The organism is Nocardia sp. NPDC059154, assembly GCF_042755705.1.
Classification (GTDB): Bacteria; Actinomycetota; Actinomycetes; order Mycobacteriales; family Mycobacteriaceae; genus Nocardia.
The window spans coordinates 347,902-363,697 of record NZ_JBHZCS010000001.1; the positions used below are offsets into that span (position 1 = coordinate 347,902).

The 15,796-nt window shown below is 70.4% G+C and carries 14 protein-coding genes; 5 read left to right on the plus strand and 9 right to left on the minus strand.

The features are described 5' to 3' along the window. Positions 1-22 precede the first annotated feature (22 nt). On the minus strand, positions 23-787 hold the full coding sequence (locus ACFXN1_RS01345; protein WP_379435637.1) for an alpha/beta fold hydrolase: 765 nt from the start codon (positions 785-787) through the stop codon (positions 23-25). A gap of 242 nt (positions 788-1,029) precedes the next feature. Between ACFXN1_RS01345 and ACFXN1_RS01350 the strand changes: the two genes are divergently transcribed. Further along, complete coding sequence (locus ACFXN1_RS01350) at positions 1,030-2,607, plus strand: ArnT family glycosyltransferase (RefSeq protein ID WP_379394766.1); 1,578 nt, start codon at positions 1,030-1,032, stop codon at positions 2,605-2,607. 55 nt (positions 2,608-2,662) lie between these two features. Here ACFXN1_RS01350 and ACFXN1_RS01355 read toward each other — a convergent pair whose 3' ends face one another. From ACFXN1_RS01355 to ACFXN1_RS01365, 3 genes are all read right to left on the minus strand, one after another. Then, positions 2,663-4,300 (minus strand): DNA polymerase Y family protein, encoded by a 1,638-nt coding sequence (locus tag ACFXN1_RS01355; protein WP_379463463.1) that lies wholly within the window; start codon positions 4,298-4,300, stop codon positions 2,663-2,665. 178 nt (positions 4,301-4,478) lie between these two features. Beyond that, on the minus strand, positions 4,479-5,231 hold the full coding sequence (locus ACFXN1_RS01360) for a hypothetical protein (protein WP_379394770.1): 753 nt from the start codon (positions 5,229-5,231) through the stop codon (positions 4,479-4,481). Between the two features lie 202 nt (positions 5,232-5,433). After that, positions 5,434-6,486 carry an alpha/beta hydrolase gene (locus tag ACFXN1_RS01365; protein ID WP_379435635.1) on the minus strand — a complete coding sequence of 351 codons (1,053 nt, stop codon included), beginning with the start codon at positions 6,484-6,486 and terminating at the stop codon, positions 5,434-5,436. Between the two features lie 88 nt (positions 6,487-6,574). Between ACFXN1_RS01365 and ACFXN1_RS01370 the strand changes: the two genes are divergently transcribed. After that, a complete protein-coding gene (locus tag ACFXN1_RS01370; protein WP_379435633.1) occupies positions 6,575-7,186 on the plus strand; it encodes a TetR/AcrR family transcriptional regulator in 612 nt (203 codons plus the stop codon). A 44-nt stretch (positions 7,187-7,230) separates the two neighbouring features. On the opposite strand, the gene ACFXN1_RS01375 is transcribed toward ACFXN1_RS01370, so the two are convergent. Together ACFXN1_RS01375 and ACFXN1_RS01380 are read right to left on the minus strand one after the other, a co-directional pair. After that, on the minus strand, positions 7,231-8,496 hold the full coding sequence (locus ACFXN1_RS01375; RefSeq protein ID WP_379435632.1) for a hypothetical protein: 1,266 nt from the start codon (positions 8,494-8,496) through the stop codon (positions 7,231-7,233). A 185-nt stretch (positions 8,497-8,681) separates the two neighbouring features. Further along, positions 8,682-9,665 carry an SDR family NAD(P)-dependent oxidoreductase gene (locus tag ACFXN1_RS01380; protein WP_379435630.1) on the minus strand — a complete coding sequence of 328 codons (984 nt, stop codon included), beginning with the start codon at positions 9,663-9,665 and terminating at the stop codon, positions 8,682-8,684. A 181-nt stretch (positions 9,666-9,846) separates the two neighbouring features. On the opposite strand from ACFXN1_RS01380, the gene ACFXN1_RS01385 reads away from it, so the two are divergent. After that, entirely contained in the window at positions 9,847-13,203 is a 3,357-nt protein-coding gene (locus ACFXN1_RS01385; RefSeq protein ID WP_379435629.1) for an error-prone DNA polymerase, read from the plus strand. Positions 13,204-13,306: 103 nt separating this feature from the next. On the opposite strand, the gene ACFXN1_RS01390 is transcribed toward ACFXN1_RS01385, so the two are convergent. Beyond that, on the minus strand, positions 13,307-14,299 hold the full coding sequence (locus ACFXN1_RS01390; RefSeq protein ID WP_379463464.1) for a hypothetical protein: 993 nt from the start codon (positions 14,297-14,299) through the stop codon (positions 13,307-13,309). A gap of 140 nt (positions 14,300-14,439) precedes the next feature. Here ACFXN1_RS01390 and ACFXN1_RS01395 point away from each other — a divergent pair, with 140 nt between their 5' ends. Continuing rightward, positions 14,440-14,700, plus strand: a complete 261-nt coding sequence (locus tag ACFXN1_RS01395; protein ID WP_379381855.1) for a DUF167 domain-containing protein — start codon at positions 14,440-14,442, stop codon at positions 14,698-14,700. A gap of 10 nt (positions 14,701-14,710) precedes the next feature. Here the strand turns inward: ACFXN1_RS01395 and ACFXN1_RS01400 are convergent, their stop codons facing one another. Then, complete coding sequence (locus tag ACFXN1_RS01400) at positions 14,711-15,175, minus strand: tRNA (cytidine(34)-2'-O)-methyltransferase (RefSeq protein ID WP_379381857.1); 465 nt, start codon at positions 15,173-15,175, stop codon at positions 14,711-14,713. A 38-nt stretch (positions 15,176-15,213) separates the two neighbouring features. On the opposite strand from ACFXN1_RS01400, the gene ACFXN1_RS01405 reads away from it, so the two are divergent. Beyond that, positions 15,214-15,531 (plus strand): DUF3017 domain-containing protein, encoded by a 318-nt coding sequence (locus tag ACFXN1_RS01405; RefSeq protein ID WP_379394784.1) that lies wholly within the window; start codon positions 15,214-15,216, stop codon positions 15,529-15,531. A gap of 88 nt (positions 15,532-15,619) precedes the next feature. Here the strand turns inward: ACFXN1_RS01405 and ACFXN1_RS01410 are convergent, their stop codons facing one another. Further along, the gene (locus ACFXN1_RS01410; protein WP_167659831.1) at positions 15,620-15,781 is read right to left on the minus strand and encodes a hypothetical protein; all 162 of its coding nucleotides are present in this window, start codon (positions 15,779-15,781) and stop codon (positions 15,620-15,622) included. Positions 15,782-15,796 lie beyond the last annotated feature (15 nt).

Sequence of the window (15,796 nt, forward strand, 5' to 3'; positions counted from 1 at the left end):
TTCAACTGTAGATTCCGGCAGCTCAGTGCCCCAGAAAGGGGAGCACTTCGGCCTCGAACCGGTGGTAGCGGTCGCGGTGGATACTGTGCCCGCACCCGAAGGTGCGAACCGTGCAATCGGGCAGGCTCGCGCGGACCTGCTCGAGCTTGTCCGGGTCCACCATGCCGCCGGGCCCGCCGCGCAGGAACAGCGTGGGCGCGGTGATGTCGGACAGCCCCTCCCACCACTCCGGATACGGCTTGCGGAACTGCTCGAGCGCCACCCCGGTCATGGAGCGATCGAAGGCCAGCACCGCACGCGGATGCCGGATGATGCTGGTGGTGGCGTGCCACAGTTCCGGGATCGACGGCAGCCTGCGCGTGAACCGCATCTGCTCGTCGCCGGAGCGCAGCGGCAGCGGCTGTTCCTCGATCACCAAGCGCCGCACCAGGTCCGGGCGTTCCATCGCCAGCCACGAGATGGCGTATCCGCCGAGCGAGTGCCCGACCAGATCCGCCGTTTCCAGTCCGAGCCGATCGCACAGCCGCAGCAGGTCGGCCCCGAATTCCGGGAATCGGTAGGAGGCGGTGTGGCCGCTGCGTCCGTGCCCGCGCAGGTCGGGAATGATCACCCGGCGTCCGCGCCGTACCAGCTGGGCGGCGAATCGATCCCAGGTGTGCCCGTCCCCGCCCATGCCGTGCACCAGCACCACGGGTGTGTCGCTGTAGAGATGCCCGCCCGTCGCGCCGGAATCCCGGTAGGCGATCCGGACGTCTTCGAACTCGACCCGGGTGACCGCTGACTCCATGATGGTCCAGAGTACGGATCGGGGTCCGGGTGGCGCCCCAGTTTGTGCGCAGCGCCATATCGAATTGCCGATTCGGTTGCCTATTCATTCCGATCGCGAATGATGGCGAAACCCTGCACATCCTGGCCTGATATCCGCTTGCTACAGCATGTGAAATAGATCACTTTCACATTGTCGATATTCGGTCAACCGTGACGGTAGCGTCATCGCCGATTCACCAATGCTTTTTCTGTCGGGGAAATATGGTTCTCAATGCTGCCGCCCCCGCGGTCGATCTCCAGGATCTCCAGGAACCGAGCCCGCCGCGGCCCACCTTCGCTACGGCGTGGGTCCTTCTACTAGCCGCACTCGGCGGGGCCTTTCTCGCCGTCCCCACGCTGCGCTACGACTTCTTCGGCGACGAGCTGTATTTCGTCGCCGCGGGCGCGCACCGCAGCATCACCTACGCCGACCAAGGCGTGCTCATACCGCTGATGGCCCACCTGGCCGACGCCGTGGCGCCCGGCTCGGCGCCCGTGTTGCGATTGCCGGCGGTCCTGATGACCGCGGCCGCGGTCGTGATCAGTGCCGCGGTCGCCTACGAACTGGGCGGCTCGCGCACCGCGCAACTGCTCGCGGCCGCCGCCTACGGGGTCTCGCCACTCGCCGCGACCCAGGCCGTCCAGCTGAGCACCTTCTCCTTCGACGCCACCCTGCAGGCCGCCGTCATCTGGTTGCTGATCCGCTGGATTCGCACCCGCGACGACCGCCTGCTCGTCGCGCTCGGCCTCGTCGCCGCCATCGATCTGCAGGTCAAATGGTTCATTCCCACGATTTTGCTGTGCCTGGGCGCGGGCGTGCTCGTCGCGGGACCGCGGCAGCTGCTGTGGCGGCCCGCGCTGTGGCAGGGCGCGGCGATCTTCGCGGTCTCCGCGGTGCCCGGCCTGTGGTGGCAACACACGCACGGCTGGCCGGCGCTGGCCATGAGCAAGGTGATCGGCGCCGAGCAGGACGCGGCCGGCGGCGGGCCGCTCGCGTGCATGCCGCAGATGATCGGACTGACCGGTTTGCTGGGCGGGCTGCTCGCCGGCTGGGCCTTCTGGTGCCTGGCCCGGCAACGCTGGCTGCGGCCCTACCTGTTCATGCTCGTCGCCTCGGCGCTGCTGGTGCTCGTCGTCCTCGTCGGGCACGGACGGCCTTACTACACAGCGGGATTCCTGCCCGTGCTGTTCGGCATCGGCGCGGCTTCGCTGCCCTACTCGGTGAACGATCGCGGCGGCCGCTTGCTGCGAGTCGTCGCGCCGCCGATCGTGGTGCTGTCGCTGGCCATCATCGCCGCGCTCGTGGTCACCCTGCCGCAGCCGCCCTCCCGCATGCACGGCGCCATCCGGAACCAGGCCGACTTCGCCATGCGGACCAGCATTTTCGGCTCCTCGGGATGGTCCGATCTGACCGCGAAGGTCGCCGATGCCTACCGGCAGCTCCCGGAGGCGGAACGCCCGAAAGCGATCATCGCCCAGAACTATTGGCAGGCGGCCGCGATCCAGAACTTCGGGCGCGACTACGACCTGCCGCCCGTCTACAGCCCCAACCGCGGCTTCGGCTACTTCGGCCCGCCGCCGTCGGACACCGACGCCATCCTCTACGTCGGCCTCGACAGCGCCGAACCCACCCTGCGGCGGCAGTTCGGCGAGGTGACGGTTCGTGCGCACCTGAACATTCCGAACGGATTCCCCGGCGTGAACACGGATATCACCATCGCGGTCTGCCGCGAACCCGTGCATCCCTGGACCGAGCTCTGGCCCACCATGATGGATCTGCGCCTGCCGCTGGGCATTTGAGCGGCACCGCCGCAGGGCATTTGAGCGGCACCGCCGCTGGGCATTTGAGCGGCGCCTACTCGTAGAGCCCCTCCACATGCCAGGCGCTGTTGTAGCCGAGCAGGAGCAGCGCGCGCAGGCGGGTGGCGTCCTCGGCGTCCAGCTGCACCTGGGCGCGGGCGGCGAAGCCGTGCTCGAAACGGTGTGTCCACCAGCGATCGTCGACCGGCCAGGGTCCGGCCCAGCCGGTCAGCCGCCAGGAGCTGCTGCCCCAGTGCAGGTGGGCGGGATCGGCGGTGAACAGGCCGCGCTCGGTGACCCAGATCGGGGAACCGTCGGCAGCCTCCAGGCGCACCTCCGGATGATGGGTGAGCACCAGCGCCGGAGCGGGCTCGGGAAGCCGGCCGGGCCAGGGCTGGGCCGGATCGGTCGCGGGCACCGGCTCGTCACCGAGGGTGACCATGGTGATGCGCTCCCCCGGGCCGCGGCCGCCGCTGAGCACACCCATGCGCACGGCGTCACCGCCCAGCAGACTCTGCACCCGGATCAGCGCGCGGCGCGCCCGCTCCTCGTCCTCGCCGACCCCACCCCACAGGCCGAGTTGCAGGGCGCCGGCCGACACCACCTCGACGGGTTCCAGGCGCAGGAGGGTGACGGCCGCGTTCGGGCCGGCATCCCGGTCGTCGTGTGCCTCCGGCGAACCGGGAGCCGCGGCGCGGGTCCGGCCGCGATCGAGGGCACGGCGGGTGAGCCAGCCGTCGAGCTGCCAGCGGATGCGGTCGGCGGTGCTGTCCGGGGTGAGCGGTTCGGCACAGCGCCAGATGCGGGAGAACTCCTCGCCCGCTTCGGTTTCGGCGTGGATGACCAGACGGGTGCAGGCCACGGCGGCGGCGGAGAGCTTGGTGTGCAGCTCGGTGGCGAGCAGGCGGCCCGCGAAGGCGGCCATGTCGACGCGTTCGATCGGGGGATCGCAGCGGTGCTCCACGGTCAGGTCGGCGGCGGGCAGGCGGGCGGCGGGCGGGCGCTCCGGGACCGCGCGGGCGCAGCGGTGCGCGATGATCGCGTCCGCGCCGAACCGCGACGCCACCTCGGCGGGGGTGAGGGCCGCGAAGTCGCCGATGCGGCGCAGGCCCAGCCGGTGCAGCAGATCCACCAGTTCGACGCGCTGCGGCGCGGCCAGCACCGGTTCCACCGCCAGCTCCGAAACCGGCATGGGCGCAAGGAATTCCGCGCCCCGGCCGGGCGGGAGCAGGGTGGCGCTGCGGGCGGCGAAGACCGCGGTGGACAGCTCGCCGGCAGTGCCGATCTGGCATTCCACGCCGACCGCCGCCACGGCGTCCACCAGGCGCTCGGCGGCGGCCTGCTCGGAGCCGAAGAACCGCGCCGCGCCGCGCGCCGAGAGCGCCAGCATGCCCGGGCGCAGCACCTCGACGCCCGGCACGGTCGCGTCCACGGCCGCCACCACGGGTTCGAACAGACGGGCGTCGCGATCCGGATCATCCTGTGCCACCAGCAGATCCGGGCAGCGACCCTGAGCCTCCCGCTTCCGCAGGCCCCGGCGGATCCCTTCCGCCCGTGCCACCGCCGTACAGGCCGCCACCCGATTGGCCGCGAACACCGCCACCGCGCGAGTGGCCTCCGCGCCCGCCTCGGCAGCCGCCGCCACCGCGGGCCAATCCGGGCACCACACCACGAGCACCCGCCGCGCCTTCACGACCGGCCTGCTCTCGCGGCGCTACCGTAGCGGTCGGCAGCCGGACGACAATCGCGGCGGTCAGGCCGCGACATGACGCCCGCCCACACGCGGGTGCACCCGGAGGGCACAGGAAATCCGCTGCGCCGCAGGCGCTATCGCCTGGCCGGAGGCGGTCGGGGCGGCGGTCGGCGATCGGTCAGGACGCGGCATGACGCGCCGGGCGCAGTGGTTCGGGAGCGGCGGCGGGCCGGGCGGGGCCGGGGGTGGCGACCCATTCGACGCGACCGTCGGCGGGGCTGAGGGCCAGGTGGCCGGAGCGGGGTTGGGCGGAGCGGCCGCGGACGGAGACGTCGAGGCGGACGGTGCGCAGGCGGCCGCAGCCGCGGCCCAGGCCGCTGTATCCGGCGACCCGGGTGTCGATGTGCAGGGCGGAACCGGACCAGGAGCCGTTGGTCACCATCAGGGTGGAGTTCTTGCTGCGGGCGCGGGCGGCGAGGATGCGGGCGCGGGACATGGGGACGGCGAGACCGTTCAGCCCGAGCACCACCAGGTCCAGGCCATCCAGCAATACGGAGGCAACTTCGAGCGGGTCCGGTCCGGGATCGGAGACCACCGCCAGCCGGTCGAGCCGGGCCCCCATCTCCGCGGCGGCCAGCAACCCCAGCCGCGGCAACCCGACCACCGCGGCATGCCCCCCGGAGCCCGTCACCGCGGCCAGCAGCCCCGAGATCAGCGACCCTGCGCCGTTGTAGACGACCACCGACCCCTTGGCCAATCCGCCATCGGGTAAAAGGTTTTCGAGCGCCCCCGGCACCGGCAAGGACTCCCGCCGCGGCTCCTCGGACACGGGCACATGGGCCGCCACCTCGGCCCCGCGCGCGGGCACGGCGGCCATCCGCCGCCGCAACTCGGCCAACTGCGCCCGCCTGGCCTCCGCAGCCGCACCCATCTATTGACCACCTCTCCCAGTCGACGGGACCCAGCCCTCGGCAACGCAAGCCAGCACCGAGCTAGCTACCTAACATAATCGAAAGTTTGTTCGATCAATGCACAGTAGAACTCGAATCCCAGGACGCGTCAAGAGGCGTGCGATCAAGCGCCGTATCCGTCACGCTTCCCGAGCGCCGGGAGTGCTGCCGCGACGGCTGGCTTCACACGAGGTGGTTGCGGAGCCAGGTGGTTATGAGGGGGAGGACCTCGGGAAGCTTGGAGGCGGCGACGTGGCCGGTGCCGGGAATGAGATGAACCTCGGTGTCGCGACGGCCGGAGAAGGTCAGGGTGTCGGACGCGGTGATGTGTACGTCGTCGGCGCCATTGACGATCAACATCGGCGAATTGTCGTCCCGTGCAAGCAGATCGGCGCGGATGAAGGGCTTGCTGGCGGCCATGATCTCGTCCGGGGTCGGCGCGGTGGTGAAGCCGAAGGCATTGCCCGCGATGTCCTTCATGCCGAACATCAGGTGCTGGAAGTTCTCCTTTTCGAACGAGTCCACGATCGGCCCGCCGAGATCGATGGCCGCGTCCACCGCGCCACGCAGGCCCGACGCGGCGGCGAAGTTGCCGCCGTACGACAGCCCGAAGTGGCCGGCCCTGCCATTGCCCAGTCGGCGCGCCTCGGCGATGAGGCCGTCGATCACCTCGTCGGCATGGGCGTCCAGCGGCGCCTCGGTTTCTCCGGTGCCCGGGTGGTCGAAGCCCATGACCGTCACCCCGGCGCCGCGCACGAAAGCCAGTGAGATGTCGTGCAGGTCCATCTTCCAGGTGTCGAGGCCGCCGCTGGCGATCAGCACCGGCCTGGCCGCATAGTCGTCATCGGCCGAAAGCAGGTGCACGGGAACGGAGATCGTGCCGTCGCGGTAGGGCAGTTCCAGGATCCGCCGCTCGAAGTGCGCGCCGAAACCCGGTGCGGCCGAGGTGTACTGCTCGAGCTGATGCCGCAGGGCCGTACGCCGGGCATCGTTCGCCAAGGATGGAAACTTGGCCGCACCGTAGGCCAGCGCCGCTCGGTAGTGTTCGCCGCGGTCGGCGTATTCGCTTGCCAGGGAAGAGAATTCGTATGTCCACCCGCCGGGCGCGTCCGCCCACATCTCGGTGATACGGGCGGCGGTGCGATCGACATCCTCGGCGGGCAGGCCCAGATTGATGAACTGGGGGCGGCGCTCACCGAAGAGGGCGGCGGTGTCGACGGGGAATTCGTAGGTCATGGTGGCATCCCTTCGCGCTAATGCAACATCTGGTTGCGTTAGAGATCATGGCATACTGGGGCAGCTAACACAACAGGAAGTTGCATTTATGGCTGAAGGAGCACCGGGCACCGTTCGCGCCGGAGGGCGCACCGGCAAGGTCCGCGCCGCGGTTCTCGACGCCGCGCTGCGCGAACTCGCCGAGCACGGCTATGCGGCACTGTCCGTGGACCGCATCGCCGAACGCTCCGGAGTGCACAAGACCACGATCTATCGCCGTTGGCAGACAAAGGAATCCGTGCTCGCCGCGGCCGTCGCCGACCTGGTGGAAGGTCTGTTCCCGATCCCGCGCACCGGCGCCGTCGAATCCGACCTGCGCCAATTCGGCCGTGCCCTGGTCGATCTGCTCACCAGTGACGACCCGTCCGTCGCCGGAGCCATCCGCACCTTGTTCTCCGACGCCGCGAACGATCCGCGGATCGCCGATCTCAAACGCGACCTCTACGCCGGCCGCTATCGAGCCGCCGAAACCATCGTCACCGCCGCCGTCGACCGCGGTGAACTGCCCGGGGACACCGACGTTCGCGAACTCATCGGCCTCGTCACCGCGCCCCTCTACTACCGATTCCTGGTCACCGGCGAACCCCTGACCTACGCCGTGGCCGACCGCGCCGCCGCCACCGCCCTCATCGCCGTCCGCGCCGGGGCCTGCCGCAAGTAGCCGATCCCGGACAGTGCCACGCTCGGTGATTCGGGGCCGGGGAGTCAGTCGAGAGTGACCACCACGGTTTCGCCGTGCCGGGTTATTTCGATGCTGCTGCCTGCCGGAGCTTCGGCTGTGAGCAGGACATCGCGTATGACTTCGATCGCCGCGCGCCAATCGTCGATCACTGTCAGGGGGAGGTCGTCGACCCAGCTGCCGTCCCTCCGGCCCACGCGGGCGGGGCCGTGCGTGGTGGTTCCCAGTCCGGCGGCTCGCAGGGCGGCGTTGAGAAGAGGCTTCAGCTGTGATGCCGGACCGTTTCGAGGGGCTTCGGAGGAGGAAACGGGCAGGTAGGCGTGGGCGTGGTAGCGGCGGGGCGGTGGGGATGTGTGGTCGGAGCGGGTTCGCGGCAGGGTGTGAGGGTCGACGCCGAGGAGGAGCTCGGTCATGACCAGGGCGCGGAGTTCACCCGCGCCGGGGGACAGCGCCGACAGGACGGACCGGTCGGTGCAACCCGCGGTGTGCAGCGCGGTGGTCAGGGCTGTCCGGTGCGCCGCTGTCGGATCGGCGGCGAAGGTCTGGGCGGCCGCCTCGACCTCGGGGTGTCTGGACCAGGGCTGGTCGCGGACGGCCGCGCAGCGGGCGCGTGCCCGGTCGACAGCGGTTGCCAGTGCGCCGAAGGGGAATTCGGGATCGTCCGGGTCGCGCATCGAGTACAGGTCGCCGGCGGGGTAGTCCGGATCATCGTGATAGGGGTCGTCCGGCTGCTCGACGTAATCGAGGTACCACCAACCGGTTTCGTCGTCCTGCAGCCAATCCACGCCGAATGCCCGGATATCGCCGTGCGCGGCATACGCGCGCCGCTGATAGGGGTCCAGGCCCGGCAGGGCGGCGAATGCCTCACGCAGCAGCGGGACGGCGATCGCGGCGTCGGCGTCGGTGCACAGCGGGGCGAAACGGCCGAGCAGGGCCAGGTGCGGGCCGGGGTAGGCCGCGTCGGGGTCGGACAGTGCGGTGGCGCGGCAGATCAGGTCGACCTCGGACCAGCGCAGGGCGTGCGGATGCCAGTGCGCGAGATCGTCCCAGCCCAGCTCGACCGGGCCGGTGGCGCCGGGATGGCGCAGGGTCAGCGAGGAACCGTAGAAGCCGGATGCGACCTGGAATACGTACCCGTCGCCGAGGTCGTACTCCGCCTCGAAGTCGTCGTACTCCTCCTCGCGGTCGGCGCGGTCCCCGCCGGGCACATCGGCGGCGTACTCGTCGAGAAAGCTCGCGGCCCAGAGCTCGGGTCGCGAGAACAGGGAATCCGGCTGCCAGACCTCGGTCATGCCGCGATCCTGCCAGTTTCGATCCGGTCGGCAACCCTTGGGGCGCACAGGCTTCGGCGCGCCGCAGGCTGGAGCGCTGGGTGTCGCGGCTGCTCGGGGCCGACAACATCAGGTGGGCAACGCTTTTCCCGCGTGACACCCACCGGGTGCGGCCCTGAGCAGGGCGGGTCCGGGTCAGCGGGCGGTCACCAGTGGGTGCCCGGGACCAGCCGGGCCGCGCGACGCAGGGCGGTTCCGGTGACGCGGACCGCGGGCGGGACGGTGCGGTGGCGTTGCGGGACAGCGATGTCCACGTCGACCGTCTCCGGTTCGGGCACCGCCTCGCCCTTGGCGGCGGGGGAGTCGGGGATGGCACGGTAGTAGCGGTGCAGGACCCGCTCCTTGATGCCGGGTGCGAACATGGAGCCGTACTCGGCCAGGGTGCCGAGCGGCACGTCGATGCGGCGGGGGCGCTCGGTGAGGGCCCGCACGATGAGCGCCGCCGCCCACTCCGGGGACTGGGTGCCGGTGCCCTGGTCGCCGCTCGGGGTGATCATGGGGGTGCGGACCAGCGGCATGTGGATGGTGGTGAAAGTGATGTTGCTGGAACGCATTTCGGCCGCGGTCACCTCGGCGAACTTGTCCAGGGCGGCCTTGCTGGCCAGGTAGGCGGCGAAGCGCGGGGTGGCGACCTGGACGCCGGCGCTGGAGATGTTCACGATGTGACCGTCGTGACGCTCCCGCATGCCGGGCAGCAGGCCCAGGGTCATGCGCACCGCGCCGAAGTAGTTGACGGCCATGGTGCGCTCGAAGTCGTGAATGCGGTCGGTGGATCGGTGCACGGCGCGGCGGATGGAGCGGCCGGCATTGTTGACCAGCATGTCGACGTGCCCGTGGGTGTCGAGCACGGCCTGCAGGGTCCGGTCGACCGAGTCCTGATCGGTGACATCGCACGGGTAGCCGAACGCGGCGCCGCCCGCGGCGGTGATCTCGTCCACCACGGTGGACAGCTCGTCGGCGCGGCGGGCCAGCAGGATGACGACCGCGCCCTTCTCGGCGACGGCGAGCGCGGCCGAGCGGCCGATGCCGGAGGATGCGCCGGTGATGACGACGTGCTTGCCGGCCAGATCGCGGCGGGCGCGCCGTCGGGCCAGGTAACCGGTGCGGTTGTCGGCCGAGCTATCGGTCATCGCTGCTCCCTTGCAGGTTGAATTGCCTGTAACTTACTCCAAAGTAAGTTACCGCGCCACGGTGTGGTTGCCCACCCCGGAATCCGCCTCCAGGGATTTGGTGCGTGCCGCTGTAGAGACCAATCGGTTTCGAATGTATGTTCGATACTCGAGACCGGTCGGATTGCGGAGGAGGTGCGTCATGGGCTGGCACAACGGCCCGCCTTCGTGGGCGGAGATGGAACGGGTGCTGTCCGGACGGCCCGATCCCGCGCGAAAGCCGGTCGACGGCGACGGCGGCGACAGCCCGGCCTGGTCACGAAAGCGGGAGAAGTACGAGGCGGGGGAACTCGGCAGGGTCGCGCGATCGGTGGTGCCGTACGCCGAGCTGCACACGCACTCGGCCTACAGCTTCCTCGACGGCGCCAGCCAGCCCGAAGAACTCGTGGAGGAAGCCGTGCGACTGGGCCTGGAGGCTCTCGCGCTGACCGACCACGACGGGTTCTACGGCGTGGTGCGGTTCGCGGAGGCGGCGCGGGAATGGCGGATGCCGACCATCTTCGGCGCCGAGCTGTCCATCGGCACCGCGGCCCGAGCCGGTGCGCACCTGGCGCCCCGCGGGCGGCGGCGCGGCCGCGAATCCGAGTCGGACGCACTGAATTCCGAGCCGCGCACCGGCACACCCGACCCGGCCGGACCGCACCTGCTGGTGCTGGCACGCGGGCAGGAGGGGTACCGGCGGCTGTCGCGGGAGATGGCCGCCGCGCACATGGCGGCGGGGGAGAAGGGCATCCTGCGCTACGACCTGGAACGGCTCACCGCTGCGGCGGGCGGGCACTGGCACATTCTCACCGGCTGTCGCAAAGGGACTGTGCGACAGGCGCTTCGGCAGGGCAACGCGGCGGCCGAGGCGGCGCTGCGCGATCTGATCGAACGGTTCGGGCGCGAGCACGTGAGCGTGGAGCTCACCCACCACGGCATTCCCGAGGACGATGAGCGCAATGCCCGGCTCATCGCCCTCGCCGACCGGGTCGGGCTGCCCGTACTCGCCACCACCGGAGCGCATTTCGCGGCCCCGCCGCACCGGCGCCGAGCCATGGCGCTGGCCGCCATCCGGGCCCGCTCCAGCCTCGACGACATGGCCGGCTGGCTGGCCCCCACCGGCGGCGCGCACCTGCGCTCCGGCGACGAGATGGCGCGGCTGTTCGCCGCCTGCCCCGAAGCGGTGGCGAATGCCGTTGCGCTGGGCCGGGACTGCGCGTTCGACCTGCGGCTGATCGCGCCCCAACTGCCGCCCTTCGACGTGCCGGACGGCCACGACGAGAACTCGTGGCTGCGCGAGCTCACCCTCCGCGGCGCGGCCCGCCGCTACGGGCCACAGGCCGGGAGCCCGGACGCCTACCGGCAGCTGGAACACGAACTGGACGTGATCGCCACCCTGAACTTCCCGGGCTACTTCCTGGTCGTGCACGACATCGTCAGCTTCTGCCGCGACAACGACATCCTCTGCCAGGGCCGGGGTTCCGCGGCCAATTCGGCGGTCTGCTACGCCATCGGCATCACCAATGTGGACCCGGTCGCCAACAAGCTGCTGTTCGAACGGTTCCTGTCGCCGGAGCGGGACGGGCCGCCGGACATCGACGTGGACATCGAATCGGATCGGCGCGAGGAGGCCATCCAGCACGTCTACGCCAAGTACGGGCGCGAATACGCGGCGCAGGTGGCCAATGTGATCACCTATCGCGGGCGCTCCGCGGTACGGGATGCCGCACGCGCCCTGGGCTTTTCGACCGGACAGCAGGACGCCTGGAGCAAACAGGTGAGCCGCTGGACGGGCGTGGCGGAAGAGCAGCACACCGACATCCCCGGCGACGTCCTCGCGCTGGCCGGTGAATTGGAGGGGCTGCCAAGGCATTTGGGCATCCACTCCGGCGGCATGGTGATCTGCGACCGGCCCATCGCCGATGTGTGCCCGACCGAATGGGCGCGCATGGCCGATCGCAGTGTGCTGCAGTGGGACAAGGACGACTGCGCGTCGGCGGGACTGGTCAAGTTCGACCTGCTCGGGCTGGGCATGCTGTCGGCGCTGCACTACATGATCGACCTGGTGGCCGAGCACAAGGGGCACACCGTCGAACTGCATAGGCTGGACCTGGGCGAGGAAGCCGTCTACGACATGCTGTGCCGCGCCGACTCCGTCGGCGTCTTCCAGGTGGAGTCCCGCGCGCAGATGGCGACCCTGCCGCGCCTGAAGCCGCGGAATTTCTACGACCTGGTGGTGGAGGTGGCGCTCATCCGGCCGGGACCGATCCAGGGCGGGTCGGTACACCCCTACATCCGTCGCCGCAATGACAGGGAGAAGCCCGATTACGACCATCCGGCACTGGAGAACGCGCTGGAACGCACCCTCGGCGTGCCGCTGTTCCAGGAGCAGCTCATGCAGATGGCCGTGGACGTCGCCGGATTCACCGCCGCCGAGGCCGATCAGTTGCGCCGCGCCATGGGATCCAAACGGTCACCGGAGAAGATGGAACGGCTGCGGGCCCGCTTCTATCAGGGCATGAAGGACCTGCACGGCATCACCGGCGAGGTGGCCGACCGCATCTACGAGAAGGTGTACGCCTTCGCGAATTTCGGTTTCCCGGAAAGCCATTCGCAGAGTTTCGCCTCACTGGTGTTCTACTCGGCGTGGTTCAAGCTGCATCACCCGGCCGCCTTCTGCGCGGGACTGCTGCGCGCCCAGCCGATGGGGTTCTACTCGCCGCAGTCGCTGGTCGCCGACGCGCGACGGCACGGGGTGGTGGTGCACGGGCCCGACATCAACCACAGCCTGGCCGAGGCGACCCTGGAGGCGCAGGGCCTGGAGATCCGGCTGGGGCTGGCCGCGGTCCGGCACATCGGCACCGAGCTGGCCGAACAGATCGTGGCCGCCCGCGAAATCGGGCCCTACACCACGTTTCTCGACCTCACCGGGCGCGTGGAGCTGAGCGTGCCGCAGGCCGAAGCGCTGGCCACCGCGGGCGCGCTGACCAGTCTCGGCGGCACCCGCCGCGAGGCGCTGTGGGCGGCGGGCGCGGCCGCCGGGGAACGACCCGACCGGCTGCCCGGCACCGGCGCGGCCACCGCCGCACCCGCCCTGCCCGGGATGAGCGCGCTGGAGCTGGCCGCCGCCGACGTGTGGGCCACCGGCGTCTCGCCCGGCAGCTATCCGACCGAATTCCTGCGCGAGCGCCTCGACGCGCTCGGCGTCATCCCCGCCGCGCAGCTGCTCGACATTCGTGACGGCACCCGGGTTCTCGTCGGCGGCGCGGTCACCCACCGGCAGCGTCCGGCCACCGCGGGCGGGGTCACCTTCCTCAATCTGGAGGACGAGACCGGCATGGTGAACGTGGTCTGCTCGGTCGGCCTCTGGGCCCGCTACCGGCGCCTGGCCACCACCGCGCGCGCCCTGCTCATCCGCGGGCGGGTGCAGAACGCCGAGGGCGCGGTCACCATCGTCGCCGACCATCTGCAGCGCATGGACCTGCGCATCGAGGGCCGTTCCCGCGACTTCCGCTGAACGCGGCCGCCGGCACCATATTTCGGTTGTCGCATCGAACGGCGCGCCCCGCACGGGTGAGATGCAGGGCGCGCCAAGGGTTTTCGCCTGTATCGGCGAGCAGCTAGAAGTCGCCGCCTCCGGAATCGCCGCCGCCGCCGAAGTCGCCGCCGCCACCGGAGTCGCCGCCGCCGAAATCGCTGCCGCCGCCGAAGTCGTAGTCGCCGCCGCTTCCGCCCCACTCCTGGGGGCCGGGGTCGTAACCGCCGTAGCCGCCGGACTCCGGGGGCGGGCCGTATTCCGGGCCGCGGTCGCGTTCGTGCTCGCCTTCCATCCGGCCGAGTTCGTAGCCGAGCAGGCCGCCGCCCAGGGCGCCGCCGACCGCGCCGAGACCGGCCGCGGCACCGGGGCTCATGCCGGGATGGCCACCGCCGTAGGGCGGCGGGGGCGGGGCGCCGTAGCCCGGGCCGCCGGGGGCGTAGCCGCCGCCGAAACCACCGCCACCGAACGGGGCGGGCGGGGGCGGCGGGGTGCCGCGGCGACGGCGGACGAACGCGACGACCGCCGCGATGATGCCGCCGATGACCAGGATCGGGCACAGCAGGCCCAGCCAGCCCCAGCCGCTGCTCTTGCTCTCGGGCTTGGCGACGGGCTGGTGGGCGGGGGCCGGGTTGCCGGCCTTGACACTGGTGGGCGCGGCCTGATCGGCGGCCGTCTTCAAGGCGCCCAGCGCCGCGATGGTCGCACCCGTGTAATCGCCACTGCCGAGCGCGTTTCCGAAGGCGGTCCCCGCGGGCGTGGTGTCGCGGATGTGGGAATTCGCGCCGGTGCGGATGGTCAGCCACTTGGTCTTGGTATTGATGGCCAGCACCACGTCGGTCGGATTCTTGACGTGGGTCTGGGTCTCCGTATCGAACTTGGCGCGATCGTCGGAGTACTTCTCGGTGGTGAAGATCTGCACCGGATCCGTCAGCTGCAGCGCGGCATTCGTCACCTTGGTGACATCGAGCACCTTGGAATCGTCGTGAACGGTGACCGGCCCGGCCGCGGCCGTACCCGTCGCCAGCAGGATCACCCCCGCCACCGCCGACAGCAGCAACAGCAAACGCTTGACCATCTGAACTTTCCTTCCCGGGCGACCTTCCTGCCGCCGCGGCATCGCCTGCGACACTACGACGTCCCCGCCTCGATCGCTGCCCTCGAGCCTGTGCGCTGTATCGCAGGCCCCACCCGTTGACCCGGACCCCGTCCGCGACAATGGGGTCGGGCGCGGGAAGGGAGTGCGGCGTGTCGACAGTGGTCCGGGCGACCATCAAACCCGGCAGCAAGAAGGGGCCCCTGGTCGAGATCCTCGACGATGGCGCGTTGCAGCTGTACGTCCGCGCCCCGGCGGTGGAGGGCAAGGCCAACAAGGCCGCCATCGAGCTGCTGGCCGCCCACTACGGCGTCCCCAAATCCGCGGTCCGCCTGACCGGCGGCGCGACCTCCCGCTTCAAGCGCTTCGAAATCGACGACTGATCCCGGAAACTCAGACCGCGCCCGGAAAACCCAGCTGCCGCCAGGCCTCGTACACGGCGACGGCCGCGGCATTGGACAGATTCATCGAGCGCCGGCCCGGCAGCATCGGGATGCGCAGCTGCTCGGTGACGCGAGGATCGGCGAGCACCTCCTCGGGCAACCCGGTCGGCTCGGGCCCGAAGAGCAGCACATCGCCCGAGCGATAGGCGACATCGGTGCTGTGGGTGGTGGCCGTCGCGGTGAAGGCGAAGACCCGCTCGGGCCGAATGGCGTCCCACGCGGCGGCGAGACTCTTGTGCACGGTGACGACGGCCAGGTCGTGGTAGTCCAACCCGGCCCGGCGTAGCTTCGGCTCGGATAGGTCGAAGCCGAGCGGTTCGATCAGGTGCAGTTCGCAGCCGGTGCCGGCCGCCAGCCGAATGGCATTGCCGGTATTCGGGGGGATGCGAGGTTCGAAGAACACGAGATGGAACACGGGCTCCAGCATCGCAGAGGGCCGGATAAGCTCGTCCGGTGACTCCAGCCCATGCCGCACCCGAGAGCCGTAGCAGTCGTGCGGGGGAGTTCGTCCGGGGCAATCTGCCCATACTGCTGGTAGCGGTGGTGCTGGTGGTGGCCGTGGTCTTCCTGGCCTGGGACCGCTGGCGGCGCGGCACCTTCTTCTTCGGCGGCGGGACGCTGCTGGCGGCGGCACTGCGGCTGATTCTGCCGACCGACCGGGCCGGTCTGCTCGCGGTGCGCAGCAAGGGTTTCGACGTCGCCTGGCTGACGGTGCTGGGCGGCGCGATCATCGCGCTGGCCGCGACCATCAGCAGCCTCGGCGTCACCTAGACCGCGCCGAGGTCGGGGCCGCGACCGGAGTCGCGGCGCTGAATGTTCGATCGGAGGGTGGCCGCGAACCCGCGGCGCTGGGGGATTGCTAGACCGAGGTTATGCGGCGGCCGAGCTCACGGCGCAACACTTCCTGGTCCGGGAGTCTGTGCAGGACACGGAGTATGGCCGGGCGAAGTTCACGCTGCTCGTCCTCGGAGAGCAGATCGACGAGATCGCGCAGATCCATGTCATCGAATGCGGCGGTCATGCCTGAATACATTAC

What these genes read in the sequence shown, in the direction of transcription:
- ACFXN1_RS01345 (WP_379435637.1), bottom strand. Translation starts at nt 787, where the DNA reads ATGGAGTCAGCGGTCACCCGGGTCGAGTTCGAAGACGTCCGGATCGCC.
- ACFXN1_RS01350 (WP_379394766.1), top strand. Translation starts at nt 1,030, where the DNA reads ATGGTTCTCAATGCTGCCGCCCCCGCGGTCGATCTCCAGGATCTCCAG.
- ACFXN1_RS01360 (WP_379394770.1), bottom strand. Translation starts at nt 5,231, where the DNA reads ATGGGTGCGGCTGCGGAGGCCAGGCGGGCGCAGTTGGCCGAGTTGCGG.
- ACFXN1_RS01365 (WP_379435635.1), bottom strand. Translation starts at nt 6,486, where the DNA reads ATGACCTACGAATTCCCCGTCGACACCGCCGCCCTCTTCGGTGAGCGC.
- ACFXN1_RS01370 (WP_379435633.1), top strand. Translation starts at nt 6,575, where the DNA reads ATGGCTGAAGGAGCACCGGGCACCGTTCGCGCCGGAGGGCGCACCGGC.
- ACFXN1_RS01375 (WP_379435632.1), bottom strand. Translation starts at nt 8,496, where the DNA reads ATGACCGAGGTCTGGCAGCCGGATTCCCTGTTCTCGCGACCCGAGCTC.
- ACFXN1_RS01380 (WP_379435630.1), bottom strand. Translation starts at nt 9,665, where the DNA reads ATGACCGATAGCTCGGCCGACAACCGCACCGGTTACCTGGCCCGACGG.
- ACFXN1_RS01385 (WP_379435629.1), top strand. Translation starts at nt 9,847, where the DNA reads ATGGGCTGGCACAACGGCCCGCCTTCGTGGGCGGAGATGGAACGGGTG.
- ACFXN1_RS01390 (WP_379463464.1), bottom strand. Translation starts at nt 14,299, where the DNA reads ATGGTCAAGCGTTTGCTGTTGCTGCTGTCGGCGGTGGCGGGGGTGATC.
- ACFXN1_RS01395 (WP_379381855.1), top strand. Translation starts at nt 14,440, where the DNA reads ATGGGGTCGGGCGCGGGAAGGGAGTGCGGCGTGTCGACAGTGGTCCGG.
- ACFXN1_RS01410 (WP_167659831.1), bottom strand. Translation starts at nt 15,781, where the DNA reads ATGACCGCCGCATTCGATGACATGGATCTGCGCGATCTCGTCGATCTG.